Raw genomic sequence first — 24,891 nt, forward strand, 5'->3', positions numbered from 1 at the left:
TGGTGCGGCACTGTTGAGCCAGTGCCGCACCCTGCACCACCGACAAATGAGGCAGTCCGCCATGGTGACTCCATCACGCATCACGCTGGCCCGGATCACCGGTCAGGCGCCGTTCCGCTGTTCACCGGCTGCACGGGCGGGCGCTCACCGAACGCCCCGCGGTCACAGCGCCGGCCCCGGCGCGCCCTGCCGTCACAGCGCCGGCCCCGATGCGCCCTACCGTCACAGCGTCAGCCCCGACGCCCCACCGTCGCAGTGCCGGCCCCGGCGCTCGCGCCGTCGAGGGTGTCGGCGCGACGAAGGTGCGCGGCGGCGATAGGGCCCGTTCGCACTTACCGCCGACACGTCGGGTCGGTAACCATGGGAAAGGCTGTTTGTACAGTTATGACCGGAATGAGCTGATTCCCAGGAGGGCTCATGGACGCCCCGACCGCGACGACGGCCGACCCCGTCGCGCAGGACGACGCGCAGGACGATCCGACCGTCCACATTCTCTGGATCAACGCGGGGCTGAGCTGCGACGGGGATTCGGTGTCGCTGACCGCCGCGACCCAGCCGAGCATCGAGGAACTGGCACTCGGTGCCCTGCCAGGACTGCCGAAGGTGGCGGTCCACTGGCCTCTGATCGACTTCGAGTGCGGGCCCGTGCAGGGCGCGGACAATTTCGTCGAGTGGTTCTTCAAGGCCGACCGGGGCGAGCTGGAGCCCTTCGTGCTGGTCGTCGAGGGGTCCATCCCGAACGAGCGGGTCAAGCCGGAGGGCTACTGGTGCGGATTCGGGGACGATCCGGAGACGGGCCAGCCGATCACCACCAGTGAGTGGCTGGACCGGCTCACCCCCAAGGCGCTCGCCGTCGTCGCCATCGGCACCTGTGCGACGTACGGCGGTATCCACGCGATGGCCGGCAATCCGACCGGCGCGATGGGAGTGCCGGACTATCTGGGCTGGGAGTGGAAGTCCAAGGCCGGCATTCCGATCGTCTGCATCCCGGGCTGCCCCGTGCACCCGGACAACGCCTCCGAGACCCTGCTCTACCTGCTGTACCAGGCGGCGGGCGCGGCGCCCATGATCCCGCTGGACGAGGAGCTGCGGCCGACCTGGCTGTTCGGCGCCACGGTGCACGAGGGCTGCGATCGTGCCGGCTACTACGAGCAGGGGCAGTTCGCCACCGAGTACGGATCGCCGCAGTGTCTGGTGAAGCTCGGCTGCTGGGGCCCGGTGGTCAAGTGCAACGTGCCCAAGCGCGGCTGGATCAACGGTGTGGGCGGCTGTCCGAACGTCGGCGGCATCTGCATCGCCTGCACGATGCCGGGCTTCCCCGACAAGTTCATGCCGTTCATGGACGAGCCGCCAGGCGGCCATGTGTCCGCGACGGCGAGCGGCATCTACGGCTCGGTCGTACGACGGCTGCGGCACATCACCGAGAAGACCGTCGAAAAGGAACCGAAGTGGCGCGGCAAGGGCGAGAAGCTCACGACCGGCTACAAGGCCCCGTGGTGACCACGGTTGCCCGCTGAGCAGGACACTCGACAGGAAGGTGGCGCGGCACCATGGCGACGGCGACGAACAAGCCGGCCGGTGACGGCCTCACGGAGATGTCGTGGGACCCGATCACCCGCATCGTGGGCAGTCTCGGCATCCACACCAAGATCGACTTCAAGGCGAAGCGGGTCGCGGAGTGCTACAGCACCTCGTCCGTCTTCCGCGGGTACAGCGTGTTCATGCGCGGCAAGGACCCGCGCGACGCGCACTTCATCACCAGCCGGATCTGCGGCATCTGCGGTGACAACCACGCCACCTGCTCGGTGTACGCCCAGAACATGGCGTACGGCGTGGCACCGCCGCACCTCGGTGAGTGGATCATCAACCTCGGCGAGGCCGCGGAGTACATGTTCGACCACAACATCTTCCAGGAGAACCTGGTCGGTGTGGACTACTGCGAGCGGATGGTCCGCGAGACCAATCCCCGCGTACTCGAACTCGCCGAACGCACCGAGGCCCCGCACGCGGCCGACCACGGCTACCGCACCATCGCCGACATCATGCGCTCGCTCAACCCGCTGGAGGGCGAGTTCTACCGCGAGGCGCTCCAGGTCAGCCGCTACACACGGGAGATGTTCTGTCTGATGGAGGGCCGCCATGTGCACCCCTCCACGCTCTATCCGGGCGGTGTCGGCACGGTCGCGACCATCCAGCTCTTCACCGACTACCTGACCCGGCTCACCCGCTACGTGGAGTTCATGAAGCGGGTCGTCCCGCTGCACGACGACCTCTTCGACTTCTTCTACGAGGCACTGCCCGGGTACGAGGAAGTGGGCAGGCGCCGGGTACTGCTGGGGTGCTGGGGCGCGCTGAACGACCCCGAGTACTGCGACTTCCAGTACGCCAACATGGAGAACTGGGGCCGGCGGATGTTCGTCACCCCTGGTGTCATCGTGGACGGCAAGCTGGTCACCAACAGCCTTCTGGACATCAACCTCGGCATCCGCATCCTGCTCGGCAGCTCGTACTACGAGGACTGGTCGGGCATGGAGAAGTTCGTCGAGCGGGACCCGCTCGGGAACCCCGTCGACGAGCGGCACCCGTGGAACCAGCACACCATCCCGGCCCCTCAGAAGCGGGACTTCGACGACAAGTACAGCTGGGTCATGTCGCCGCGCTGGTTCGACGGCACCGACCATCTGGCCCTGGACACCGGCGGCGGCCCGATCGCCCGCCTGTGGTCCACGGCGCTGTCCGGACTCGTCGACATCGGCTACATCAAGGCCACCGGGCACAGCGTGCAGATCAACCTGCCGCGCACGATGACCAAGCCGGAGATGGCGCTTGAGTGGAAGATCCCGCAGTGGAGCAACGCCCTCGAACGCAACCGGGCCCGCACCTACTTCCAGGCCTACGCCGCCGCGGCCGCCCTCCACTTCGCCGAGCGGGCGATGGAGGAGGTACGCGCCGGACGCACCCAGACCTGGGAGAAGTTCGACGTGCCGGACGAGTCGATCGGCTGCGGCTTCACCGAGGCGGTCCGGGGCGTGCTGTCCCACCACATGGTGATCAGGGACGGCAAGATCGCCAACTACCACCCGTATCCGCCGACGCCCTGGAACGGCAGCGTGCGCGACAGCTACGGCACACCGGGCCCGTACGAGGACGCGGTACAGAACACCCCCATCTTCGAGGAGAACCCGCCCGAGAACTTCAAGGGCATCGACATCATGCGGGCCGTCCGCAGCTTCGACCCGTGTCTGCCGTGCGGCGTGCACATGTACGTCGGCGGCGGGCGGACCATCCAGCAGACGCACATGCCGACGGGGCTGAGCGGACTGGCGGTCTGACCTTCCTCAGGAGAGGGGCTTGCCGATGGCCGGACAGGAGACGGGTGAGCGGATAGGCGCGCTGCTCGACGAGCTGGCGCAGCAGGCGGGACCGGAAGCACGCGACACGGCGGACGAACTCGTGCGCTGCGTCGTGGAGTTCTACGGCGAGGGTCTGGCGCGGGCCGTACGGCTGCTGCGCGCGGCCCCGGACGGCGCGGATCCCCTCGCCGTCCTGACCGCCGACGAACTCGTCAGCGATCTGCTCATCCTGCACGATCTGCATCCGGAGGACACCGCGACCCGGGTGGGCCGGGCCCTCGACAAGGTCCGTCCCTACCTCGGCTCGCACGCGGGTGACGTCGAGGTGGCCGGGCTCGACATGGAGGCGGCCGACGGCCTGACACTGCGGCTCAGGCTGCGCGGCAGCTGCGACGGCTGCCCGTCCTCCACCCAGACCGTGCGCTGGACCATCGAGGAGGCGGTCGCCCGGATCGCCCCCGAGGTGGAGCACATCGAGGTCGAGGGGATGGCCGAGGAGAACCCGCAGCCGTCGCTGCTCCAGATCCTGCCGCACCGCCCGGACGACGTTCCGGGCGGTCCGGCCGCGTCCGGGGAAACGGGCGACCCGGCGCGCTGGTACACCCTCGGCCCCCGGGCGCTGCCCCTGGGCGAACGGGCCACCGGCGTCACGGATGTCGCCGGCCGCACCCTGCTGCTCGTCCGCCTGCCGGGACAGCTGTACGCCTACCGCGACCGCTGCCCGGTCTGTGCGGCGAGCCTCGCACCGGCGGCCCTGGACGGCGAACTGCTGCGGTGCGCGGGATGCGCCGCCGAGTTCGACGTGCACCGGGCGGGCCGGGGCGAGAGGGGCCACCTGGAGCCCGTACCGCTGCTGGAGGAGGACGGATCGGTGCGGGTGGCGCTGCCCGGCGAGCTGCTGGGGGCGGGGCCATGACCACCGACGTCCTCAAACAGTTCACCCGGAGGCCGCCGCCCGCTGGCGAGCGCTGCGACCTGTGCGGGGAGCCGCTTCCCGCCGAGCACCGGCATCTCGTGGACAGCTCCCGGCGGTCCCTCAAATGCGCCTGCCCGCCCTGCCATCTGCTCTTCACCCGGCCGGGCGCGGGGCAGGGCCGCTTCCGGGCCGTCCCCGACCGGTATCTCACCGATCCCGGGTTCGACCTGGACGAGGCGGACTGGAACCGGCTGCAGATCCCTGTCGCGCTCGCCTTCTTCTTCCGCAACTCGGAACTCGACCGGCTCGCGGCCTTCTACCCGAGCCCGGCGGGCGCCACCGAGAGCGAACTCGATCCGCAGACCTGGGACGCGGTCCTCGGAGGCAGCCGGCTCACGGAGCTGCTCGAACCCGACGTGGAGGCACTGCTGCTGCACTACGAACGGGGCAGCTCGGTGACGTGCACGCTCGTCCCGGTCGACGTCTGCTACGAGCTGGTCGGCCGGATGCGGCTGCACTGGAAGGGCTTCGACGGCGGTGCCGAGGCACGCGCGGACATCGCGGAGTTCTTCGATCGGATCACGGCGGCCGCCCGGCCGCTGGAAGCGGAACCCGGGCCCACCGCCGCATCGGCGCGACCTGGGCCCACCGCCGCATCGGCGGAATCCGGGCCCCCCGCCGCTCCCGCGGAATCCGGCAGCCGGGCCACGCACTCCGGGGGCGCCCCGTGACCGATCTCCAGTTCACCTGCACCGGTGTGCGCCCCGAGCCGTACGGAGCCGGGCCCACGCTGCTGTTCGGGCTGCGCATCGAGGAGGCCGATCACCAGCCCGTGCACGCCGTCGCGCTGCGCTGCCAGATCCGTATCGAGCCCGCCGGGCGATCGTACGAGCCGGAGGAAGTCGGCATGCTGGGTGACCTGTTCGGCGAACCGAGCCGCTGGAACAGCACGCTCAAGCCGTTGCAGTTCGCCCACGCCTCCATCACGGTCCCGGGGTTCACCGGTTCGACGGAGGTCGATCTCCCGGTGCCCTGCACCTACGACACGGAGGTCGCCTCCGCGTCGTACTTCCGGGCGCTGTCCCGCGGGGAGGTCCCGCTGCTCCTGCTCTTCTCCGGCACGGTGTTCACGGGCCGGGACGGCTTCCGGGCCGAGCCGGTGCCCTGGCACAAGGAGACGTCGTACCGGATGCCCGTGGACGTGTGGCGGAACATGATCGAGCAGTACTTCCCCAACTCGGGCTGGCTGCGCGTCCGGCTGGACGTGCTGGACGCCTTGCGCCGCTATCGCTCCGCCCACGCCCTGCCGTCCTGGGAGCGGGTCTTCGAGGAACTCCTCGCCACCGCCGACGCGAAGGGGGCCGACTGAGATGAGCAATCCCCTGGAGAACGGCTTCGAACAGGCCCGCACCGTCGCGGACGCCGTCCTGTTCGAGGGATATGTCCTCTACCCCTACCGTGCCTCGGCCGCGAAGAACCAACTGCGCTGGCAGTTCGGCGTCCTGGTGCCACCCGCCTGGACCGCGACGACCGGGGAACACGCCGTCCAGCGCACCGAATGCCTGCTGGAGCCCCGCGCCGGGGACCGGCTCCACACCGAGCTGCGCTTCCTGCACGTCCGGCGGCGCACGGTCGAACGGCTCGACGCCGACGGCGGCTACACGGAGGTGCCCGAACTCGACCTTCCGGACCGGGTGTTGGTGCCATGGGACGAGGGTCACGAGGAGCGCGTACTGATCCATGAATCGCTCGCCGAGCTGATGGGTGATCAGGCGGCCGTCCACGCCGTACGTTTCGACCTGCCGGATTCCGTCGAGTACGAGCCGGTGACCGACTCCGAGGGCCGGACGCTCGGTCGTCTCGTGCGGCACAGGAAGCGGCTGACAGGAGAACTGCGCCCGCGCGTCGAGGAGTTGCCGGGACCGTACCGGGTGCTGCGGCTCACGGTGAGCGTGCACAACACCACCGTCGCCCCGAAGGACGCCGGCACCGACCGTGAGACCGCCCTCGCCCACAGCATGATCGGCACCCATCTGCTGTTCGGCGTGCCCGGGGGACGGTTCCTGTCGCTGACCGACCCGCCCGAGTGGGCCCGCCCGGCCGCCGCGAGCTGCCACAACGACCACACCTGGCCCGTACTCGCGGGACCGCCCGGTTCGGACGACGTCATGCTGTCCTCGCCGATCATCCTGGAGGACCACCCGGCCGTCGCCGAGGAGAGCCCGGGGCCCCTCTACGACGCCACCGAGATCGACGAGATCCTCTCGCTGCGCACGGCCGCGCTCACCGAACGGGAGAAGCGCGAGGCCCGCGGCACGGACGCCCGCGCCGCCGAGGTCATCGACCTGGTGGACGACATGCCGGAGGCGGTCCGCGAACGGCTGCACGGAGCGATCCGGGGGCTGCGCGAGATCACCGGCGACGGCCTTCCGGGCGAGACACGCCCCGCTGCTCCCGAGACCGGACTGCCCCTGCCCGAGGGCCCCGGGCACCCCTGGTGGGACCCGGCGCAGGACCCCGGGGCCGACGAGGTGCCGGCCGCCGTCGTCATCGACGGCGAGAGCGTACGGGCCGGCAGCAGAGTCCTGCTCAGACCGGGCGCCCGGCGTTCCGACGCCCAGGATGCCTTCCTCTTCGGCCGCCACGCCACGGTCGAGGCCGTGGTCGGGGACCTCGACGGCGAGACGCACCTCGCCGTCGTCGTGGACGACGATCCGGGCACCGACGTACGCCGCGCCCAGGGCCGCTTCCTGTACTTCAAGCCCGACGAGGTGGCCCCGTTGAAGGAGGAGGCGACATGACCGGACCCGATCGCGTCGACCCGTCCGGTACGGCCGCACCGGACGGGACACACCGTGTCCTGGTCGCCGGGGTGGGCAACGTGTTCCTCCAGGACGACGGATTCGGGGTGGAGACCGTACGGCGACTCGCCGCGCGCATGCCCGAACTGCCGCCCGGCGTCGAGCTGATGGACGCCGGCATCCGCGGGGTGCACCTCGCCTACCGGCTGCTGGAGGGCTATCGGACCCTCGTGCTGGTGGACATCGTCGGCCGGGGCGGCCCGCCGGGAACGCTCTACACGATCGACGTCGGCCCCGAGCCCCCCGCGGCACGGCCCGAGCCGGGGCCGATGGACACGCACGCCATGGACCCCGCCACCGTGCTGGCCCTGCTGCACGATCTGCACGCCGGCGCGGGCGGCACTCTCCCCGAGGAGGTGTACGTCGTCGGCTGCGAACCCCGCGACACGGACGAGGGCATGGGCCTGACACCCCCGGTGGCCGACGCCGTGGAGGCCGCCGCCGATCTGGTGCTGGACCTGGTACGCCGCGCTGCCTCTGTACCCCAGAGGAGCTGACCACGATGGAGGCAAGGATGGAATGGCAATGGGTGGGCGTGGCCGCGGGCCTCGTACTGGCCTACGGAGTCGCCAGGAACCTGTCGGACATCCGCCGCTACTTGCGCATGCGGCGCATGTGATCCGGCGTACGCGCATGATCCGGCGCACGCGCGCCGGCGCCCGGGCCTTCGCCCGTGCGCCCCGCACGGCCACCGACGTCCTCGAGCTGCACGTACCGCTCGAGGAAGAGATGCAGGGTGCTGTGGAGTTCGCCCAGGCGAACGAACCACAGGGCGAGGTTCATGGCGCCCTGCTGGGTGATCGCGTAGACGCGGCGCGCGGGACCGCTCTCGGAGGCATGCCAGTGCGAGGTGACCTCACCGCTGCTCTCCATGCCCCGCAGCAGCCGGTACACATGCGCCTGATCGGCGTCGGCACAGCCGAAAGCGCCCAGGCGCTGCACCAGCTCGTAGCCATGCCCTTGGCGTTCGGCCAGCAGCAGGAGCAGCACCGGGGTGAGCAGAGCGCGTCGCTCGACCTCGTGGCCAGTCATCGTCTTCTCAGAGTAACCAGCCATGCGCGAGCCCCACACCTGGGCGCCGGAAGGCCCCACGAGGGCCCGGCAGCGGGAGGTGAGGGCCGTGCATGAACTGTCCATCGCCGTGGCGGTCGTCGAACAGGTCGAAGAGGCCCTGCGGGAACAGGGCGGCACGGTCGCGTCGCTGACCCTGCGGATCGGCGAGCTCGCGGGGGTGGTGCCCGAGGCGCTGGACTTCTCGTTCGACCTGGCGACGGAGGGCACCGCGCTGGCGGGGGCACGTCTGCTGATCGAGACTGTCGAGGCACGGGCGCACTGCGACGGCTGCGGCCGCGAGGCGCCGACCGGGATGCCTCCGGTGCTGTGGTGCGTCGCGTGCGGGGCCACGCTGACGCTGCTCGCCGGCCGGGAGCTGGAGATCGTCCGGGTGACGCTGGCCGACCGCCCCCTGGAAGGGAAGAGCGACACGAAGAGCGCGGACGACGGGCCACGGGCCGCGCCGGCCGGGCTGGCGACACACGACGAGGAGGCGAGCCATGTGCCGCACCGTTGACCTGCATCAGGCCGTCCTCGCCAAGAACGACGAGAACGCCCTGGCCCTGCGGAGCTATCTGGGTGACCGCGGCACCGTGGCGGTGAATCTGCTGTCCAGTCCGGGCAGCGGCAAGACGGCCCTGCTCGAACAACTGCTCGCCCGCGCCGTCGCGGGCGGCACCCCGGCCGCCGCGGTCACCGCCGACCTGGCGACCGAGAACGACGCGGTACGGCTGGCCAGGTCCGGCGCCCCCGTGCGGCAGATCCTCACCGACGGGCTCTGCCATCTGGAGGCGGGCATGCTCCAGCGCCGGCTCGAGGACTGGCTGCCCGAGGGCACGCGCCTGCTGTTCGTCGAGAACGTCGGCAATCTCGTCTGCCCGGCCTCCTACGACCTCGGAGAGACCCTGCGCATCGCGCTCGCGTCGGTCACGGAGGGCGAGGACAAGCCGGTCAAGTACCCGACGGCCTTCGGACTCGCGCACCTGGTCGTGATCACCAAGACCGACATCGCGGACGCCGTCGGCTTCGACCGGGAGGCCTTCCTGGGGGGTGTTCAGCAGGTCAACCCCGGAGTGCCGGTCCTGGAGACCTCGGCCCGCACCGGCCAGGGGGTCGACGCGCTGCTGGCCCACATCCTGCGCTGCGCGGCCGGCGACGAGACGCACGTCCCCGTCCTGGCGCGGCAGCACGAGCGGTACCTGCACCGCCACGAGAACGGCGACGGCCACCCCCGACCGGACGGGCACCCGCACCCGGACGGCCCCTCGCACGCCGACGGACACCAGCACCCGCACGAGCGGGAAGACGGGGCCGGCCGGAGCCGGAAGCCGGAGCAGGAGCACGCGCGGTGACACGGACCCCGGGGCGCGAGCGCAGGCACATCACCGTCACGGGCGTCGTCCAGGGAGTGGGTTTCCGGCCCTTCGTGTACACCCTCGCGGAGGAGCTGGGACTGACCGGCTGGGTCACCAACAACGCGCGGGGCGTCGAGGCCGAGGTCGAAGGCCCGGCCGCCGATGTGGAGGCGTTCTGCGCGCGGATCGGGACGGGTCCGCCGCCGCTCGCGGTCGTCGAGTCGGTCGAGCACCGTGGCGTGCCCCTGGAGAACGACGGCTCGGTGTTCACCATCCGCCCCTCCTCCGGCGGCCCCGGCCGCACGCTCGTCTCCCCCGACACGGCCACCTGCGACGCCTGTCTGAGCGAGCTCGCGGACCCCGCCGACCGGCGGTACCGGCACCCGTTCATCACCTGCACGCACTGCGGTCCGCGGTTCACCATCGTGACCTCGCTGCCGTACGACCGGGACCGCACCACCATGGCGGGCTTCCCCATGTGCGCGGACTGCGCCCGCGAGTACACCGACCCGGCCGACCGGCGTTTCCACGCCCAGCCGATCGCCTGCCCGGCCTGCGGCCCCCGGCTCACCCTGCGCACCGGGCCCGGTGATCCGGGCGAGCTGCGCGACGCGCAGGCGATCGCCGAGGCCCGCCGGCTGCTGGCCGAGGGTGCCGTGGTGGCGGTCAAGGGGATCGGCGGCTACCACCTGGCGTGCGACGCGGGCGACCCCGCGGCCGTCCGCACCCTGCGCAAGCGCAAGAACCGTGGCGGCAAGCCCTTCGCGGTGCTGGCCGACTCGCTGGAGACCGTGCGCCGGCTGGCCCACGTCGGGCCGGCCGAGCAGGAGCTGCTGCTCGGGCCGCGCAAGCCGGTGGTCCTGCTGCGGCGGCGGGCGGCCTCCGGCGAGATCGCGGCGGGGGTCGCCCCCGGCAGCCCCGACCTCGGCTTCATGCTCCCGTACACGCCGGTGCACCGGCTGCTGCTCGGTCTGCCCGGTGATCCACCGGGCCCGGCCGTCCTCGTCATGACCAGCGGAAACCGCTCGGGCGAGCCCATCGTCACCGACGACGCCGAGGCGCTGACCCGGCTGGTGGGGCTGGCCGACGCCTGGCTCGCCCACGACCGCCCCGTCCACGTGCCCTGCGACGACTCGGTGGTACGGGTCTGCGCGGGAGCCGAGCTTCCGGTGCGCCGTTCGCGCGGCTACGCCCCCTTCCCGATCGCGCTGCCGGTGCCGGTGGTCCCGGCGCTGGCCGTGGGCGGCGACCTGAAGAACACCTTCTGCGCCGGGGACGGCCGCTACGCCTGGCTGTCCGCGCACGTCGGGGACATGGACGACCTGGCCACCCTGACCGCCTTCGAGCGGGCCACGGGCCATCTGACGGACCTCACCGCCGTCGCGCCGCGCCTGCTGATCGCCGACCTGCACCCCGGCTACCGCTCCACCCAGTGGGCGCGGCGCGCCGCCGAGGCCCGCGGCCTGCCGCTTCGCCAGGTGCAGCACCACCACGCCCATGTCGCCTCCGCCATGGCCGAGCACGGTCTCGACGGCTCGGCCCCGGTGATCGGGATCGCCTTCGACGGGACCGGTTACGGCGACGACGGTGCCGTGTGGGGCGGCGAGGTGCTGCTCGCCGACTACGACGGATACCGGCGGTTCGCTCATCTGGGCTATGCGGCGCTGCCGGGCGGCGACGCGGCCGTACGCAACCCCTACCGGATGGCCCTGTCGCATCTGCGGACGGCGGGACTGCCCTGGTCCGACGAGCTGCCGTGCGCCGCTGCCGCCACCCCGGAGGAGCGGCGGCTGCTCGAACGGCAGCTGGAACGGGGGCTCAACTGCGTGCCCACGTCCAGTATGGGCCGCCTGTTCGACGCGGTGTCCTCGCTCGCGGGGGTCTGCCACCGGGTGGAGTACGAGGCGCAGGCGGCGATGGAACTGGAGAACGCGGCACTGGACGATCTGGCGGGCCCGCTCGGCGACGACGAGCGGAAAGACGGGTACCGGTTCATGCTGAGAACGGTCCGTCAGGACCCCGAGGCGCCATTGATCGCCGATCCGGCGCCGGTCCTGGCCGCCGCCGTCGCGGACGTCCGTGCCGGCGTCACGGCCGGTCCGGTGGCGCGTCGGTTCCATCGGGCCGTGGTCGCCCTGGTCCAGGAGGTGTGCACGGTGGCGCGAGAGCGGACCGGCATCAGCACTGTGGCCCTCAGCGGCGGGGTGTTCTGCAACGCCCTGCTCACCGAGGGCTGCGGCGCCGCTCTGGAACGGGACGGCTTCACCGTACTGAGGCACCACAGGGTTCCCCCCAATGACGGCGGTCTGGCCCTCGGGCAGCTGATCGTCGCCGCACGAGCGCGGGACTAGCGCGGCGGGAGCGCAGGAACGAGTCAGGAGCGAGTCATGTGTCTGGCCGTACCCGGCCGAGTGCTGGAGATCGAGGAACGCGACGCGACGCGGATGGCCAAAGTGGACTTCGGCGGTGTCGTCAAGGACGTGTGTCTGGAGTACGTGCCGGACATGCAGGTCGGTGACTACGCCATCGTCCATGTGGGATTCGCGTTGCAGCGGCTGGACGAGGAGTCGGCGAAGCAGACCCTGCAGCTCTTCGAGAACCTCGGGGTGCTGGAGGAGGAGTTCGGTGACGCCTGGGGCAAGGCCGCCCGGGACGCCGGCGCCGACCGCCCCGCCGGAACCGAACCAACGCCCATGGATGGCGTCGAGAAGGAGGCACGGTCATGAAGTACCTGGACGAGTTCAGCGACCCTGTCCTTGCCAAACGGCTCTTCGACGACATCAGGGCGACCACCACCCGGCCCTGGTCGATCATGGAGGTCTGCGGCGGTCAGACGCACTCGATCATCCGCCACGGCATCGACCAGCTCCTGCCCGAGGAGATCCAGCTGATCCACGGGCCGGGCTGTCCGGTGTGTGTGACCCCGCTGGAGATCATCGACAAGGCGCTGGAGATCGCCTCCCGCCCGGACGTGATCTTCTGCTCCTTCGGCGACATGCTGCGTGTGCCGGGCAGCGGACGCGACCTGTTCAAGGTCAAGAGCGAGGGCGCGGACGTGCGGGTCGTGTACTCGCCGCTGGACGCGCTGAAGGTCGCGCAGGAGAACCCCGACCGTCAGGTCGTGTTCTTCGGCATCGGCTTCGAGACCACCGCGCCGCCCAACGCGATGACCGTCTACCAGGCCAAGAAGCTGGACATCCCCAACTTCAGCCTGCTGGTCTCGCACGTCAAGGTGCCTCCGGCCATCGACGCGATCATGAACTCGCCGGACTGCCGGGTACAGGCGTTCCTCGCCGCCGGGCACGTCTGCACGGTGATGGGCATGGCCGAGTATCCCGAACTCGCCGAGCGGCACCGGGTGCCGATCGTGGTGACCGGGTTCGAGCCGCTGGACATCCTGGAGGGCATCCGCCGCGCGGTACGGCAGCTGGAGGCCGGGCAGCACACCGTGGAGAACGCCTATCCGCGGGCGGTGCAGCCCGAGGGAAGCCCGGCGGCCCGGGCCATGCTGTCCGACGTCTTCGAGGTGACCGACCGGGCCTGGCGCGGGATCGGCATGATTCCGCAGAGTGGCTGGCGGTTGTCGCCCAAGTACCGCGAGTACGACGCCGAGCACCGCTTCTCGGTGACCGGCATCGACACCCAGGAATCGACCGTCTGCCGCAGCGGCGAGGTGCTCCAGGGCCTCATCAAGCCGCACGAGTGCGCCGCGTTCGGCAAGGAGTGCACCCCCCGCAATCCGCTGGGCGCGACGATGGTCTCCAGCGAGGGCGCGTGCGCCGCCTACTACCTGTACCGGCGGCTGGAGGCCCCGAACAAGGAGGCGAGCTCCGTTGGGTGACTCCGCTTCGGCTCCCGTCGACTTCTCCTCCTGGACCTGCCCCGCGCCTCTGCGCGACCACGACAGGATCGTGATGGGGCACGGCGGTGGCGGCACGCTCTCCGCCGAACTGGTGGAGCACCTGTTCGCGCCGGCCTTCGGCAACGATGTGCTCGCGGAGCTCGGCGACTCCGCGCATCTGCGGCTGGGCGGCGCCCGGCTCGCCTTCTCCACCGACTCCTTCGTCGTCCGGCCGCTGTTCTTTCCCGGCGGCAGCATCGGGGACCTCGCCGTCAACGGCACGGTCAACGACCTGGCCATGGCGGGGGCCGTACCGGCCTACCTCTCCTGCGGGTTCATCCTCGAAGAGGGCGTCGAGCTCTCCGTCGTGGGGCGCGTGGCCGAGGCGCTGGGCGAGGCGGCCCGGACGGCCGGGGTGGTGGTCGCGACCGGCGACACCAAGGTCGTCGACGCGGGCCACGGCGACGGCATCTTCATCAACACCGCCGGGATCGGCCTGATCCCGGACGGCGTCGACATCCGCCCGCAGCGCGCGGCACCCGGTGACGTGGTGCTGGTCAGCGGACCGATCGGCGTGCACGGGGTGGCGATCATGAGCGTGCGGGAGGGGCTGGAGTTCGGCGTCGAGATCCAGAGCGACACCGCGTCGCTGGCCGGTCTGGTCGCGGACATGCTGGCCGTCTGCCCCGACCTTCATGTGCTGCGCGATCCGACCCGTGGCGGCCTGGCCACCTCCCTGAACGAGATCGCCGCGGCCGCGGGAGTCGGCATCGCGCTCGACGAGCGGTCCCTGCCCATCCCGGAGACGGTCGCCAACGCCTGCGCCTTCCTCGGCCTCGACCCGCTGTACGTGGCCAACGAGGGCAAGCTGGTGGCGTTCGTGGCTCCGGAGCACGCCGACGCCGTGCTCGCGGCGATGCGCGCCCACCCGCTCGGCAAGGAGTCCGTGGCGATCGGCCACTGCGTCCCCGACCACCCCGGCATCGTGGTCGCGGCCACCGGTCTGGGCGGCACCCGCGTGGTGGACATGCCGCTCGGAGAGCAGCTGCCGCGCATCTGCTGACAGCCGTTCGCCGAACCCGGCACTCCCGAGGCCGGTCCCCGGTGACGACCCGCACCAAGCGGGCGTCAACCGGGGGCCGGCCTCTTTCGGGTCCAACGCGTGCAACCCCCTCGCAACGTCCGGGATGGTCGGCTGAGTCGTGCCCCTGCGGGCGGTGCGTCCGCGGCGGGGCCGCGCACGACGTGTGAGAGCCGCGAGACCCGAGGGGGAGAGCCGATGGACGTCGTCCCACGTGTGGAGCTGACCCCCGCCGCCTCCGAGCTGCTGCGGCGACTGCGCACGCTGCACGGACCGCTGATGTTCCACCAGTCGGGCGGCTGCTGCGACGGCAGCGCGCCCATGTGCTTCCCGGAGGGCGAGTTCCGCACCGGCGGCTCCGACGTCCTGCTGGCCGAGCTGGAGGTCGAGGGCGTCGAGGAGCCGGTGACCTTCTGGATGTCGAAGAGCCAGTACGAACTGTGGAGCCACACGCGGCTGATCGTGGACGTCGTGCCGGGCCGGGGCAGTGGCTTCTCTCTCGAGGCACCCGAAGGAGTGCGTTTTCTGATCCGTTCCCGCGTCGTCGGCGCCTAGCCACCGGCCCGGGCACCGACCTCTGGTGCAATTCCCCTGAGTCCTGCGAAAGTTGACGAGACATCAGGGGGCACCGTGACGCGTCGCGACGGACGGTTCAGAACGGCACTGACGGTCTTCACGGCATGCGGAGCGCTGGCCGGTATCGCCCTGACCGGGGCGGCACCGGCCAGCGGCGCGGAGGGCGCGGCGGACATCGCGCCCGGCGTCGAGTACACGCAGTTGGACATCCCGGCGGCCAAGGGGATGGCGCACGCGCACGTATTGAGCGTCGATCTGCGCAATCCTCATGTGCGCGTCGACCTCTTGTACCCGGGAGTCGTGGCGTCCCGGGCGCCCGTCTCCCGGCTGGCCGACTCCCGGGGCGCCGTCGCCGGAGTCAACGGCGACTTCTTCAACATCGCGGAGACCCAGCATCCGGGGGTCGAGGCGACGGGCGCGACCGTCGGTCCGGCGATCGCGAGCGGTCGCGGGCTCAAGGCCGCGGTCCCCGACGGTCAGCGTTTCGGACCGGCGCTGCCGCCCGGCACGACCACCGAGGACGTGTTCGGTGTGGGCGTCGACCGCCGGGCCCGGCTGGACAGCGTGGCCCTCGACGGGTCCGTCCGCAGCTCCGACGGCACCTGGCCGCTCGGCGGGTTCAACCAGTACGCGCTCCCGGTCGGTTCCGTCGGCGCGTTCACCGCGGACTGGGGCAGCGTCTCCCGGGTGCGGGCGACCTGTGGCACGGACACCGACCGGGCCGCGCCGTGCAGCACCGACACCTACGAGGTGACGGTCCGCCGCGGGAAGGTCGTGTCCGCCGCCGACACTCCGGGCAGCGGCCCCATCGCGTCCGGCACCACCGTGCTGGTGGGCCGCGAAGAGGGCGCCCGGCAGCTGCGGAAGCTGTCCGTGGGCGAACGGGTCGGGGTGCGGCACCGGTTGGTCGCGGAGTCCTCCCGGGTGCCGTACCGCTTCGCGCTCGGGGGCTATCCGATGATGAGCGACGGCGTGCCGCTGCCGGGTCTGGACGACAAGACCTCCGCCGTACGGACCGCGGTGGGCTTCTCCGACCACGGGCGCCGCATGCAGCTCCTCGCCCTGGACGGCGCCCCGGAGTTCCGGAACGGGCTCACCATCGCCGAAGTGACGGCGGCGATGCGGCGGTTGGGTTCGCTGGACGCCTTCAGCCTGGACGGCGGCGGATCCACCACGATGGTGGCCCGGCAGGCGGGGGCGGACACCGTCAGCGTCCTCAACCACCCGAGCGGCGGCGCCGAGCGTCCCGTCCCGAACGGCATCGGGGTGTTCGCGCGCCCGTGACGCGGCGGCACGTCATGGCGTCAGACTGCCCACGATGTCCGCCGTCGCGGTGAGGCCACTGTGGATGGTCGGGGCCATGCTCGTGCTGGCCAGCAGGAACCCGAGCAGGGCGCAGACCAGGGCGTGGGAGATCTTCAGCCCTCCGTTACGGAGGAAGATCACCGCCAGCAACAGGAGAAGCAGCACCACAGAGATGGAAATGGCCATCGTCAACCTCCTCCGCCACGTCCACTTCGCGGCGTTCGGCCGCAAGTGTGGCGTAGCGGAGGGTTCGCCCGGGCGGTTGACGTGTCCTCCGAACGAGTGGTGTTCTACCGCCGGTCGTGGGCGTCCAGGAACTCTTGGAGACCGCCCAGGTCATCGGTGTTGAGGTAATCGACGTCGGCGGCGAGCAGTTCGCGCCAGAGCGCCTCGCGTGCCGGACCCGCCAGATCGGGTGTCGCCCAGAACCTGACCTTCTGCCGGCGCGCGTGCGCGGCCGCCATGATGCCCCGCAGCTTCTCGCGCTCGGCGTCCGGGAACGGGCCCGCGCCCAGCCAGCTGAAGTTGAGTGCCCAGTTGTCGCTGATCAGCGGGACGAAGGAGGCGGGGGCGGCGCTGCCGAGGTCGGTGAGGCGGCCGTCGTAGAAGGCGCGGCGCACGGTCTGCGCCTCCATGGGAGCCCGCGCGGCGCGGTCCCCGGAGATCACGGCCGTGACCGGGCCGGGGTGCACCCGGCCGTGCGCGTACGTGGTGAACAGGTGCCGGTAGCGGCGCAGATGCCGGTCGAGTTCGAGGTACGTCGAGGAGCCCTCGGTCTTGATGTCGATGAGGAGTTGGAGCGGCCTGCGGTAACCCCGGTACACCGAGCCGTGGTTGGCACGGACGCGGGCGGCCAGCGGGCCGAGGTAGAGGGATTCGAGCGTGCGGGTGGGATCGAGGTCCACCGGGTCGTGGGCGACCAGGAGCTGGCCGCCGACGAGGTAGATGTCCGCCTCGACGCTGCCGAACCGGTGGTCGAGGGCGTCGAAGAGGGGGCGCGGATGGTCGTAGTCGTTGTGGGCGTGGGCGCGCCACAGGGGGTGCGCATGGGGGTGGGGCTTCGCCTCGCCTGCCAGGGCCCGCGAAGCGGGCAGGGCGATCGAGCCCGCGAGGGCGGCGCCGAGGGTGGTGAGAGCTCTGCGACGGGTGGTAGGGGCCATGTTCCGCCTCCCTTGAGGGTGCCGTACGGGACCTCAGGGAGTATGCGGTCGGCAGGGCTCAAGGAACCCTGCCGTGAAGGGAGTTGGCCGGACCGACGCTACGCGTTCACTTCACCGGATCCGCGGGGGACACGGCGTTCCCCCGCCCGTCTCGGGCACACGGGAGAAGCCCGCCCCAGGTGGGGCGGGCTTCAGTCGAAAGGGTGTCAGGGCGCTTGGAGATCGACCAGTTCGGCCAGTGCCGCGCGATGCGCGCCGGCCGTGCCGTACGCGATCGAGTCGGCCTTGGCGCGCTTCAGATAGAGGTGCACCGGGTGCTCCCATGTCATGCCGATGCCGCCGTGCAGCTGGAGCGCCTCCTCGGCGGCGTGCACAGCGACGGGTGCCGCGTACGCCTGGGCGACCGCGACCGCCACGTCGCTGTCCGCGCTGCCGGTGGCCAACGCGTCGGCGGCGTTCCGCGCCGCGGCGCGCGTGTTGACGACCTCCAGCCACACCTGGGCCAGCCGGTGCTTGAGCGCCTGGAATCCGCCGACCGGCCGGTTGAACTGCTTGCGCTCCTTGAGGTAGCGGACGGTCTCCGTCAACGACCAGTCGGCGAGCCCGAGCTGCTCGGAGGCGAGCAGTCCGGCGCCGGCCCGCAGCGCGCGCCGCACGGCCGTCGGCGCGTCCGTGGTGAGCGGCCGTGCGGGAACTCCGTCGAGGGTGATCCGGGCGAGCGGCCTGGTCTGGTCGAGACAGCTCTGCTGGACGATCGTGACGGCGTCCGCGTCGACGGCGTGGAGCCCGCCGTCCTCGGCCGGAACCAGCAGGACGTCGGCGGCGCCCGCGTCCGCGATTCCCGTCAGTTCACCGTGCAGGGCACCGTTCTCCAGCCGTACGACCTGGTAGGCGCCGCCCGGTCCGACGTTCAGCGGGACGGCCAGGGCGCCCACGGTCCGGCCGGAGGCGAGCGCGGCGAGCAGGTCGGCCGCGACCGGTCCCGTACAGGCCAGCAGCGCTTCGGTCGCGACGACGGCGCTCGTCAGATAGGGCACGGGAGCGACCGCGCGGCCCAACTCCTCCAGGACCACGGCGGCTTCGCGGTGCGTGGCACCCTGGCCGCCCCGCTCCTCGGGCACCAGGAGGCCCGCGAGGCCCATGCTCTCCGAGAGGGCCTTCCACAGCTCGGGGTCGTGCGGAGCGCCCGACTCGCTGCGGGTGATGACGTCCGCCGGGGCGCAGCGGTCGGCGAGGAGGTCACGGACGGCGGCCCGCAGCGCCTCTTCCTCCTCGGTGTAGAGGAGATCGGGCTGGGTGCTCTCCTGGCTCATCGGGCGAGGTCCTTCCATGCGACGTCCTTGTCGGTGCGCGGCTCGGACGGCAGGCCCAGGACGCGTTCGGCGACGATGTTCAGCAGGACCTCGCTGGTCCCGCCCTCGATGCTGTTTCCCTTGGAGCGCAGGTAGCGGTAGCCGGCGTCCCGGCCGGTGAAGTCGACGAGTTCCGGCCGACGCATCGTCCAGTCCTCGTACAACAGGCCTTCCTCGCCGAGGAGTTCGACCTCCAGTCCACTGATCTCCTGGTTGAGCCGGGCGAAGCCGAGCTTCATCCCGGAGCCCTCGTGGCCGGGCTGGCCGGCGACGAGCTGCTGACGCAGCCGCTCGCCCGAGAGCCGGGCGACCTCGGCCTCGACCCACAGCTTCAGCAGCCGCTGGTGCGTGTCGTGGGTGCGCAGTTCGGGCCGCTCGCGCCAGGTCTTGGAGACCGGGCCGATCATGCCGCCCTCACGCGGGATGCGCATGCCGCCGATGGACACGCGCTCGTTCATCAGCGTGGTCTGGGCGACCCGCCAGCCGTCGCCGACCTCGCCGAGGCGGTGCGCGTCGGGGATGCGGACGTCGGTGAGGAAGACCTCGTTGAACTCGGCCTCGCCGGTGATCTGGCGCAGCGGCCGTACGTCGACGCCCGGGTCGGTCATGTCGCAGATGAAGTAGGTGATGCCTCGGTGCTTGGGCAGGTCCGGGTCGGTGCGGGCGATGAGGATGGCCCAACGGGCGACGTGGGCGCTGGAGGTCCACACCTTCTGCCCGTTGACCACCCACTCTCCCCCGCTGCCCGTCTCATCGCCGTCCGCGCGGACCGCGCGGGTGCCGAGGGCGGCCAGGTCCGAGCCCGCGCCGGGCTCGCTGAAGAGCTGGCACCACACCTCCTCGCCGACCCACAGGGGCCGCAGGAAGCGCCGCTTCTGCTCCTCCGTGCCGAAGCCGAGGATGGTCGGAGCGGCCATGCCGAGGCCGATGCCGATCCGCCGCGGGTCGTTGTCGGGCGCGTCCGCGGCCGCCAGCTCGGCGTCCACGACAGCCTGGAGGCTGCGCGGGGCGCCGAGTCCGCCGAGGCCCTCCGGGTAGTGCACCCAGGCGAGCCCGGCGTCGAAGCGCGCCTTCAGGAAGTCCAGGCGATCGGTTTCCCTGGGAGGATGCGCGGCCAGCAACTCCTGGGTGCGGCGGCGCAGTTCGGTTGCGTCGGTCATGCGGCGGCTCCGTTCTGAAGTGCGGGCACCACGGCGATCCGTCCGGTGGTGACTCCGTCGGCGACCCGCTGCACGGCGGCGGCGGCCCCGCTCAGCGGCACCCGCTCGCTCACCAGCGGCTTGATCGCGCCCCGTGCGGCCAGCTCGGTGAGCTGCTCGTGGCAGTGCAGGACCAGCTTCGGGTTCTTGGTGTTGTACAGGCCCCAGTGCAGGCCGAGGATCGCGTAGTTCTTGACGAGGGCGTGGTTCAGCGCGGGGCTCGGGATCGAGCCGCTCGCGAAGCCGACGACCACGATCCGGCCCTCGAAGGCGACGACCTTGGTGGACTGGGTGTAGGCCTCGCCGCCGACGGGGTCGTAGATCACGTCCGCGCCGCGTCCGCCGGTCGCTTCCTTGACGGCGCCGATGACGTTCTCGGCTCGCCGGTCGATGACGACGTCGCAGCCCAGCTCGCGCGCCACGGCGGCCTTGTCGGCGCCGCCCACGACACCGATGACGGTGGCGCCCGCCGCCTTTCCGAGCTGGACGGCCGCGCTGCCGACCCCGCCCGCGGCGGCGTGGACGAGGAGGGTCTCGCCGGCTTCGAGGCGGGCCCGGCGGTGCAGGCCGAACCAGCCCGTCTGGTAGCCGATGTGCAGGGCCGCGGCCTCGGCGTCGTCGAGGGCGTCGGGCGCGGGCAGCAGGGCCGCGGCGTCCGCGATCGTGTACTCCGCGAATCCGCCGTCGGGCAGCGCGGGATTGGCGATCACCCGGCGGCCGTCCTCGGTCTCGCCGCAGATCTCCACACCGGGCGTGAACGGCAGCGGCGGCCTGACCTGGTACTGGCCGCGGCACATCAGCGCGTCCGGGAAGTTGATGTTCGCGGCGCGCACCTTGAGCAGGACCTGGCCGTCACCGGGCGTCGGCCGATCCACCTCCTGGAGGCGCATCACCTCTGCGGGCTCGCCGGTCTGGTGCACTTGCCATGCCTGCATGCGGGGCCTCCAGGGGACTGCGTCGTCTGACCGGGGTCGAGCGCATACTAAGCGGTCGCTTGCCCACCTGGGAACAGGAGGCGCCCGTCGTCTTCGCCACGCCGCACGCCGGCGGCCCCGCCGCCCGTTCTCACAGCTCCTTGCCCCGCACCTTGGGCCGCGCCCGTACGTGCATCCGCTCCCCCTGCGGCCCGAACAGGCTCAGGAACTCCACGGGCCCCTCCCCCGTCGACCCGAACCAGTGCGGAACCCGGGTGTCGAACTCCGCCGCCTCCCCCGCCCCCAGCACGACGTCGTGCTCACCGAGCACCAGCCGCAGCCGCCCGGACAGCACGTACAGCCACTCGTAGCCCTCGTGCGTGCGCGGATCCGGTGCCATCGCCCGCTGCGGTTCGACCACCTTGTAGGCCTGGAGTCCGCCGGGCTGGCGGGTCAGCGGCCAGTGCGTCCGGCCGTACCGCACGATCGGCTCGGAGCGCACCCGGGGATCGCCGACCTGCGGGGCGCCGACCAGTTCGTCCAGCGGGACCTGGTGGGCCCGCGCGATGGGCAGCAGCAGCTCCAGGCTGGGCTTGCGCAGCCCCGATTCCAGGCGCGACAGCGTGCTCACGGAGATCCCGGTCGCCTCGGACAGTCCGGCCAGCGTCGCGCCGCGGTCCTTCCGGATCCGGCGCAGTCGCGGACCCACCTCGGCGAGAACCTCGTCCGTCGCCGCGTCGCCGCCCGCTCCGTGCCGGACTCCGTCACTCACACCCGCATGGGCCGCGTCATTCATGCCCTCATTGCAGAATCGGCAAAGCCATTTGTCAATCCGGCGGGTACCGGGCGACCTTCTGGGTGGAGGTGGTCACCATGACCGAGACATACGAAGTGGTCGTCGTCGGCGGCGGCACGGCCGGGCTCTCCGCGGCGCTGGTCCTCGGCCGGGCGCGGCGCCGCACCCTCGTCGTCGACGCGGGCGAGCCGCGCAACGCGCCCGCCGCGCACCTGCAGGGCTATCTGACCCGGGACGGTATGCCGCCCGCCGATTTCCTCGCGGCGGGCCGGCGGGAGGTCGAGGGGTACGGGGTGGAGATCGTCCGGGACCGGGTGGTGGACGTGGTCCGGGACGGTGCCGGGGAGTTCGACGTCACCGTCGGGGCCGGGCGCACGGTCCACGCGCGCCGCCTGATCGTCACGACGGGGCTGGTCGACGAGCTGCCGCCGGTGCCGGGCGTCGCCGAGCGCTTCGGACGCGATGTGCTGCACTGCCCGTACTGCCACGGCTGGGAGGTCCGCGACCAGGCCTTCGGCGTGCTGGCCAGTACGCCGATGAGCGTGCACCAGGCACTGATGGTCAGCCAGTGGTCGAAGGACGTGACGCTGTTCCTGCACACGGTCGGCGAGGACCGGCTCCCCGACGAGGACCTGCGCCGGCTCGCCGCCGCGGGGGTCGCCGTGGTGCCGGGCGAGGTCGCGGAGCTGGTGGTCGAGGCCGACCGCCTCACCGGCGTCCGCCTGGCCGACGGGTCCACGCACGAGCGCACGGTGCTGTTCGTGGCGCCCCGCGCCGTGCCGCAGACCGGTCTGCTCGAACGGCTGGGCGCCGAGCTGACGGAGACCCCGTTCGGCTCCTACCCGGTGATCGACCCGACCGGGCTGACGAGCCTGCCGGGCGTCTGGGCGGCGGGCAACGCGACCGGCTTCGCCGAGCAGGTCGTGAACGCGGCGAGCGGCGGCTACCGCGCGGCGGCCACCCTCAACGGCGAACTCCTCTTCACCGACCTCGACGCGGCCGTGGCGCGGGGGCAGGGCTGAAGGGTGTTGCAGAAGGTTGTGTCCGGGCAGGCCGCCACGCGCGTACGGGTGTGAACCCGGCGTCGGCGTTGCACCATGGCTGCATGCTGCTGAGCCGGCTCGCCCATGTGTCCCAGGAGGTCGCCGCCACCTCGGCGCGGTCCCGGAAGACCGCTCTGCTCGCGGAGCTGTTCCGGGACGCCGAGGCGGACGACGTGCCGATCGTGATCCCGTATCTGGCGGGGCGGCTGCCGCAGGGCCGGCTCGGCATCGGCTGGAAGGTGCTGAGCAGACGGGTCGACCCCGCCGCCGGACCCACCCTCACCGTGCGCGAGGTGGACGCCCGGCTCACCGCGCTCGGCAAGGTCTCGGGCACCGGCTCACAGGCCGAACGGGCCCGCCTGGTGGGCGAGTTGATGGCGGCGGCCACCGAGGACGAACAGCGTTTCCTGTTCGGGCTGCTCACCGGTGAGGTTCGCCAGGGCGCGCTGGACGCGGTCGCGGTCGAGGGGCTCGCCGAGGCGACCGGCGCACCCGCGGAGGATGTACGACGGGCGGTGATGCTCGCCGGTTCGCTGCAGGCGGTGGCGCGGGCCCTCCTCGCGGACGGCCCGGGAGCCCTGGACGGGTTCCGGCTCACCGTCGGCCGCCCGGTGCTTCCGATGCTGGCGCACACCGCCGCCTCCGTGTCCGAGGCGGTCGGCAAGCTCGGCGCCTGCGCGGTCGAGGAGAAGCTCGACGGCATCCGCGTACAACTGCACCGCGACGGCGAGGAGGTCCGCGTGTACACCCGCACTCTCGACGACATCACCGACCGGCTGCCCGAACTCACCGTCGCGGCAATGGAGTTGCGGGGCGAGCGGTTCATCCTGGACGGTGAGGTGATCGCGCTGGACGACCGGGGGCGGCCGCGTTCCTTCCAGGAGACGGCCGGCCGGGTGGGGTCCCGCGTGGACGTGGCGACGGCCGCGCGGACGGTGCCCGTCTCCCCCGTGTTCTTCGATGCCCTCTCCGTCGACGGGCGGGAACTGCTGGACCTGCCGTTCACCGAGCGGCACGCGGAACTGGCACGGCTGGTGCCCGAGCCGATGCGGGTCCGGCGGACGCTGGTGCCGGGGCCCGACGATGCCGCCGAGGCCGAGAGGTTCCTCGCCGACACGCTGGCCCGGGGCCACGAGGGCGTCGTCGTGAAGGCCCTCGACGCCCCGTACAGCGCGGGGCGGCGCGGAGCGTCCTGGCTGAAGGTCAAGCCCGTGCACACCCTCGACCTGGTGGTCCTGGCGGCCGAGTGGGGCCACGGGCGGCGCACCGGCAAGCTCTCGAACCTGCACCTGGGCGCCCGCACCGGCGACGGCTCCTTCGCCATGCTCGGCAAGACGTTCAAGGGCATGACCGACGCGATGCTCACCTGGCAGACCGAACGGCTCCGGGAGCTGGCCGTCGAGGACGACGGCCACGTGGTGACCGTACGGCCCGAACTCGTCGTCGAGATCGCGTACGACGGCCTGCAGAGGTCCACCCGCTACCCCGCCGGTGTCACCCTGCGCTTCGCCCGGGTCGTGCGCTATCGCGAGGACAAGCCGCCTGCCGAGGCCGACACGGTCGACAGCCTGCTCGCCGCACACCCGGAGGTGTCGCGATGAGCGCGGAGAAGCACGGAAAGAGGAGCGCCGGCCTGCTGTTGTTCCGGCACACCGACAGCGGCCTGGAAGTATTGCTCGGCCATATGGGCGGCCCTTTCTTCGCACGGCGGGACGCGGGTGCCTGGACCGTTCCCAAGGGCGAGTACGAGCCCGACGAGACGGCCTGGGACGCGGCCCGTCGCGAGTTCCGGGAGGAGCTCGGGCTGCCGCCGCCCGACGGGGAGGCGGTCCCGCTCGGCGAGGTCACGCAGACGAACGGCAAGGTCGTCACGGCCTGGGCGATCGAGGCGGAGCTCGATCCGGCGACCGTGGTCCCCGGCACGTTCACCATGGAGTGGCCGCCGAAGTCGGGACAGCGGCAGGAGTTCCCCGAGCTGGACCGGGTGGAGTGGATGACCCCGGACCGGGCCCGGACACTGATCGTGAAGGCGCAGGCCGTGTTTCTCGACCGGCTGGCGGAGCACTCGGACTGAGAGCCGGTGTCC

General features: G+C 71.8%; 26 protein-coding genes. 19 read left to right on the plus strand and 7 right to left on the minus strand.

Translation table 11 applies throughout. The features are described 5' to 3' along the window. The first annotated feature begins 417 nt into the window (after positions 1-417). The 8 genes from ACWD68_RS17115 to ACWD68_RS17150 are packed head-to-tail and all read left to right on the plus strand — an operon-like array spanning position 418 to position 7,749. Positions 418-1,500, plus strand: a complete 1,083-nt coding sequence (locus tag ACWD68_RS17115; protein WP_451807232.1) for an NADH-quinone oxidoreductase subunit B family protein — start codon at positions 418-420, stop codon at positions 1,498-1,500. A 50-nt stretch (positions 1,501-1,550) separates the two neighbouring features. Then, on the plus strand, positions 1,551-3,332 hold the full coding sequence (locus ACWD68_RS17120) for a nickel-dependent hydrogenase large subunit (protein WP_451807233.1): 1,782 nt from the start codon (positions 1,551-1,553) through the stop codon (positions 3,330-3,332). A 25-nt stretch (positions 3,333-3,357) separates the two neighbouring features. Then, complete coding sequence (locus ACWD68_RS17125; protein WP_451807234.1) at positions 3,358-4,269, plus strand: NifU family protein; 912 nt, start codon at positions 3,358-3,360, stop codon at positions 4,267-4,269. Next, a complete protein-coding gene (locus ACWD68_RS17130; protein ID WP_451807235.1) occupies positions 4,266-5,000 on the plus strand; it encodes a DUF5947 family protein in 735 nt (244 codons plus the stop codon). The genes ACWD68_RS17125 and ACWD68_RS17130 overlap by 4 nt, the downstream gene beginning before the upstream one ends. Then, a complete protein-coding gene (locus tag ACWD68_RS17135) occupies positions 4,997-5,638 on the plus strand; it encodes a DUF6084 family protein (protein ID WP_351535134.1) in 642 nt (213 codons plus the stop codon). Before ACWD68_RS17130 ends, ACWD68_RS17135 begins: the two co-directional genes overlap by 4 nt. Position 5,639: 1 nt before the next feature. Beyond that, positions 5,640-7,070, plus strand: a complete 1,431-nt coding sequence (locus ACWD68_RS17140) for a hypothetical protein (RefSeq protein ID WP_451807236.1) — start codon at positions 5,640-5,642, stop codon at positions 7,068-7,070. After that, positions 7,067-7,627: a hydrogenase maturation protease gene (locus tag ACWD68_RS17145; protein WP_451807237.1), complete on the plus strand. Its 561-nt coding sequence runs from the start codon at positions 7,067-7,069 to the stop codon at positions 7,625-7,627. The genes ACWD68_RS17140 and ACWD68_RS17145 overlap by 4 nt, the downstream gene beginning before the upstream one ends. 17 nt (positions 7,628-7,644) lie before the next feature. Next, the gene (locus tag ACWD68_RS17150; RefSeq protein ID WP_398392185.1) at positions 7,645-7,749 is read left to right on the plus strand and encodes a DUF6893 family small protein; all 105 of its coding nucleotides are present in this window, start codon (positions 7,645-7,647) and stop codon (positions 7,747-7,749) included. Here ACWD68_RS17150 and ACWD68_RS17155 read toward each other — a convergent pair. Then, positions 7,725-8,186 (minus strand): helix-turn-helix transcriptional regulator, encoded by a 462-nt coding sequence (locus ACWD68_RS17155; RefSeq protein WP_451807238.1) that lies wholly within the window; start codon positions 8,184-8,186, stop codon positions 7,725-7,727. The genes ACWD68_RS17150 and ACWD68_RS17155 overlap by 25 nt on opposite strands. Positions 8,187-8,250: 64 nt before the next feature. On the opposite strand from ACWD68_RS17155, the gene ACWD68_RS17160 reads away from it, so the two are divergent. From ACWD68_RS17160 to ACWD68_RS17195, 8 genes are all read left to right on the plus strand, one after another. Next, positions 8,251-8,700 carry a hydrogenase maturation nickel metallochaperone HypA/HybF gene (locus ACWD68_RS17160; RefSeq protein WP_451807239.1) on the plus strand — a complete coding sequence of 150 codons (450 nt, stop codon included), beginning with the start codon at positions 8,251-8,253 and terminating at the stop codon, positions 8,698-8,700. Beyond that, positions 8,684-9,535 carry a hydrogenase nickel incorporation protein HypB gene (gene hypB / locus ACWD68_RS17165; RefSeq protein WP_451807240.1) on the plus strand — a complete coding sequence of 284 codons (852 nt, stop codon included), beginning with the start codon at positions 8,684-8,686 and terminating at the stop codon, positions 9,533-9,535. Before ACWD68_RS17160 ends, hypB begins: the two co-directional genes overlap by 17 nt. After that, a complete protein-coding gene (gene hypF / locus ACWD68_RS17170) occupies positions 9,532-11,889 on the plus strand; it encodes a carbamoyltransferase HypF (protein ID WP_451807241.1) in 2,358 nt (785 codons plus the stop codon). Before hypB ends, hypF begins: the two co-directional genes overlap by 4 nt. 36 nt (positions 11,890-11,925) lie before the next feature. Further along, positions 11,926-12,264, plus strand: a complete 339-nt coding sequence (locus tag ACWD68_RS17175; RefSeq protein ID WP_451807242.1) for a HypC/HybG/HupF family hydrogenase formation chaperone — start codon at positions 11,926-11,928, stop codon at positions 12,262-12,264. Then, on the plus strand, positions 12,261-13,379 hold the full coding sequence (gene hypD / locus ACWD68_RS17180; RefSeq protein ID WP_451807243.1) for a hydrogenase formation protein HypD: 1,119 nt from the start codon (positions 12,261-12,263) through the stop codon (positions 13,377-13,379). The genes ACWD68_RS17175 and hypD overlap by 4 nt, the downstream gene beginning before the upstream one ends. Positions 13,380-13,452: 73 nt before the next feature. Further along, positions 13,453-14,442: a hydrogenase expression/formation protein HypE gene (gene hypE, locus ACWD68_RS17185; protein ID WP_451807365.1), complete on the plus strand. Its 990-nt coding sequence runs from the start codon at positions 13,453-13,455 to the stop codon at positions 14,440-14,442. A gap of 216 nt (positions 14,443-14,658) precedes the next feature. Then, complete coding sequence (locus ACWD68_RS17190; protein ID WP_451807244.1) at positions 14,659-15,015, plus strand: DUF779 domain-containing protein; 357 nt, start codon at positions 14,659-14,661, stop codon at positions 15,013-15,015. A gap of 75 nt (positions 15,016-15,090) precedes the next feature. Continuing rightward, positions 15,091-16,320, plus strand: coding sequence for a phosphodiester glycosidase family protein (locus ACWD68_RS17195; protein ID WP_451807245.1), 1,230 nt, complete (start codon positions 15,091-15,093; stop codon positions 16,318-16,320). Positions 16,321-16,332: 12 nt separating this feature from the next. Here ACWD68_RS17195 and ACWD68_RS17200 read toward each other — a convergent pair whose 3' ends face one another. The 6 genes from ACWD68_RS17200 to ACWD68_RS17225 all read right to left on the minus strand — a co-directional run bounded on the left by ACWD68_RS17200 (position 16,333) and on the right by ACWD68_RS17225 (position 21,762). Continuing rightward, complete coding sequence (locus ACWD68_RS17200) at positions 16,333-16,527, minus strand: hypothetical protein (RefSeq protein WP_355772382.1); 195 nt, start codon at positions 16,525-16,527, stop codon at positions 16,333-16,335. A gap of 104 nt (positions 16,528-16,631) precedes the next feature. Further along, complete coding sequence (locus tag ACWD68_RS17205) at positions 16,632-17,501, minus strand: phosphatidylinositol-specific phospholipase C/glycerophosphodiester phosphodiesterase family protein (RefSeq protein WP_451807246.1); 870 nt, start codon at positions 17,499-17,501, stop codon at positions 16,632-16,634. 206 nt (positions 17,502-17,707) lie between these two features. After that, a complete protein-coding gene (locus tag ACWD68_RS17210) occupies positions 17,708-18,814 on the minus strand; it encodes an acyl-CoA dehydrogenase family protein (RefSeq protein WP_451807247.1) in 1,107 nt (368 codons plus the stop codon). After that, the gene (locus tag ACWD68_RS17215) at positions 18,811-20,013 is read right to left on the minus strand and encodes an acyl-CoA dehydrogenase family protein (RefSeq protein WP_451807248.1); all 1,203 of its coding nucleotides are present in this window, start codon (positions 20,011-20,013) and stop codon (positions 18,811-18,813) included. The genes ACWD68_RS17210 and ACWD68_RS17215 overlap by 4 nt, the downstream gene beginning before the upstream one ends. Then, on the minus strand, positions 20,010-20,987 hold the full coding sequence (locus ACWD68_RS17220; RefSeq protein ID WP_451807249.1) for an NADPH:quinone oxidoreductase family protein: 978 nt from the start codon (positions 20,985-20,987) through the stop codon (positions 20,010-20,012). The genes ACWD68_RS17215 and ACWD68_RS17220 overlap by 4 nt, the downstream gene beginning before the upstream one ends. Positions 20,988-21,117: 130 nt before the next feature. After that, positions 21,118-21,762 carry a helix-turn-helix domain-containing protein gene (locus tag ACWD68_RS17225; RefSeq protein WP_451807250.1) on the minus strand — a complete coding sequence of 215 codons (645 nt, stop codon included), beginning with the start codon at positions 21,760-21,762 and terminating at the stop codon, positions 21,118-21,120. A 77-nt stretch (positions 21,763-21,839) separates the two neighbouring features. On the opposite strand from ACWD68_RS17225, the gene ACWD68_RS17230 reads away from it, so the two are divergent. The 3 genes from ACWD68_RS17230 to ACWD68_RS17240 all read left to right on the plus strand — a co-directional run bounded on the left by ACWD68_RS17230 (position 21,840) and on the right by ACWD68_RS17240 (position 24,879). Further along, on the plus strand, positions 21,840-22,784 hold the full coding sequence (locus ACWD68_RS17230; RefSeq protein ID WP_451807251.1) for an NAD(P)/FAD-dependent oxidoreductase: 945 nt from the start codon (positions 21,840-21,842) through the stop codon (positions 22,782-22,784). Between the two features lie 83 nt (positions 22,785-22,867). Continuing rightward, the gene (locus ACWD68_RS17235) at positions 22,868-24,406 is read left to right on the plus strand and encodes an ATP-dependent DNA ligase (RefSeq protein ID WP_451807252.1); all 1,539 of its coding nucleotides are present in this window, start codon (positions 22,868-22,870) and stop codon (positions 24,404-24,406) included. Then, positions 24,403-24,879 (plus strand): NUDIX domain-containing protein, encoded by a 477-nt coding sequence (locus ACWD68_RS17240; RefSeq protein ID WP_451807253.1) that lies wholly within the window; start codon positions 24,403-24,405, stop codon positions 24,877-24,879. The genes ACWD68_RS17235 and ACWD68_RS17240 overlap by 4 nt, the downstream gene beginning before the upstream one ends. Positions 24,880-24,891: the final 12 nt, after the last annotated feature.

This window comes from Streptomyces sp. NPDC005141 (assembly GCF_053599975.1).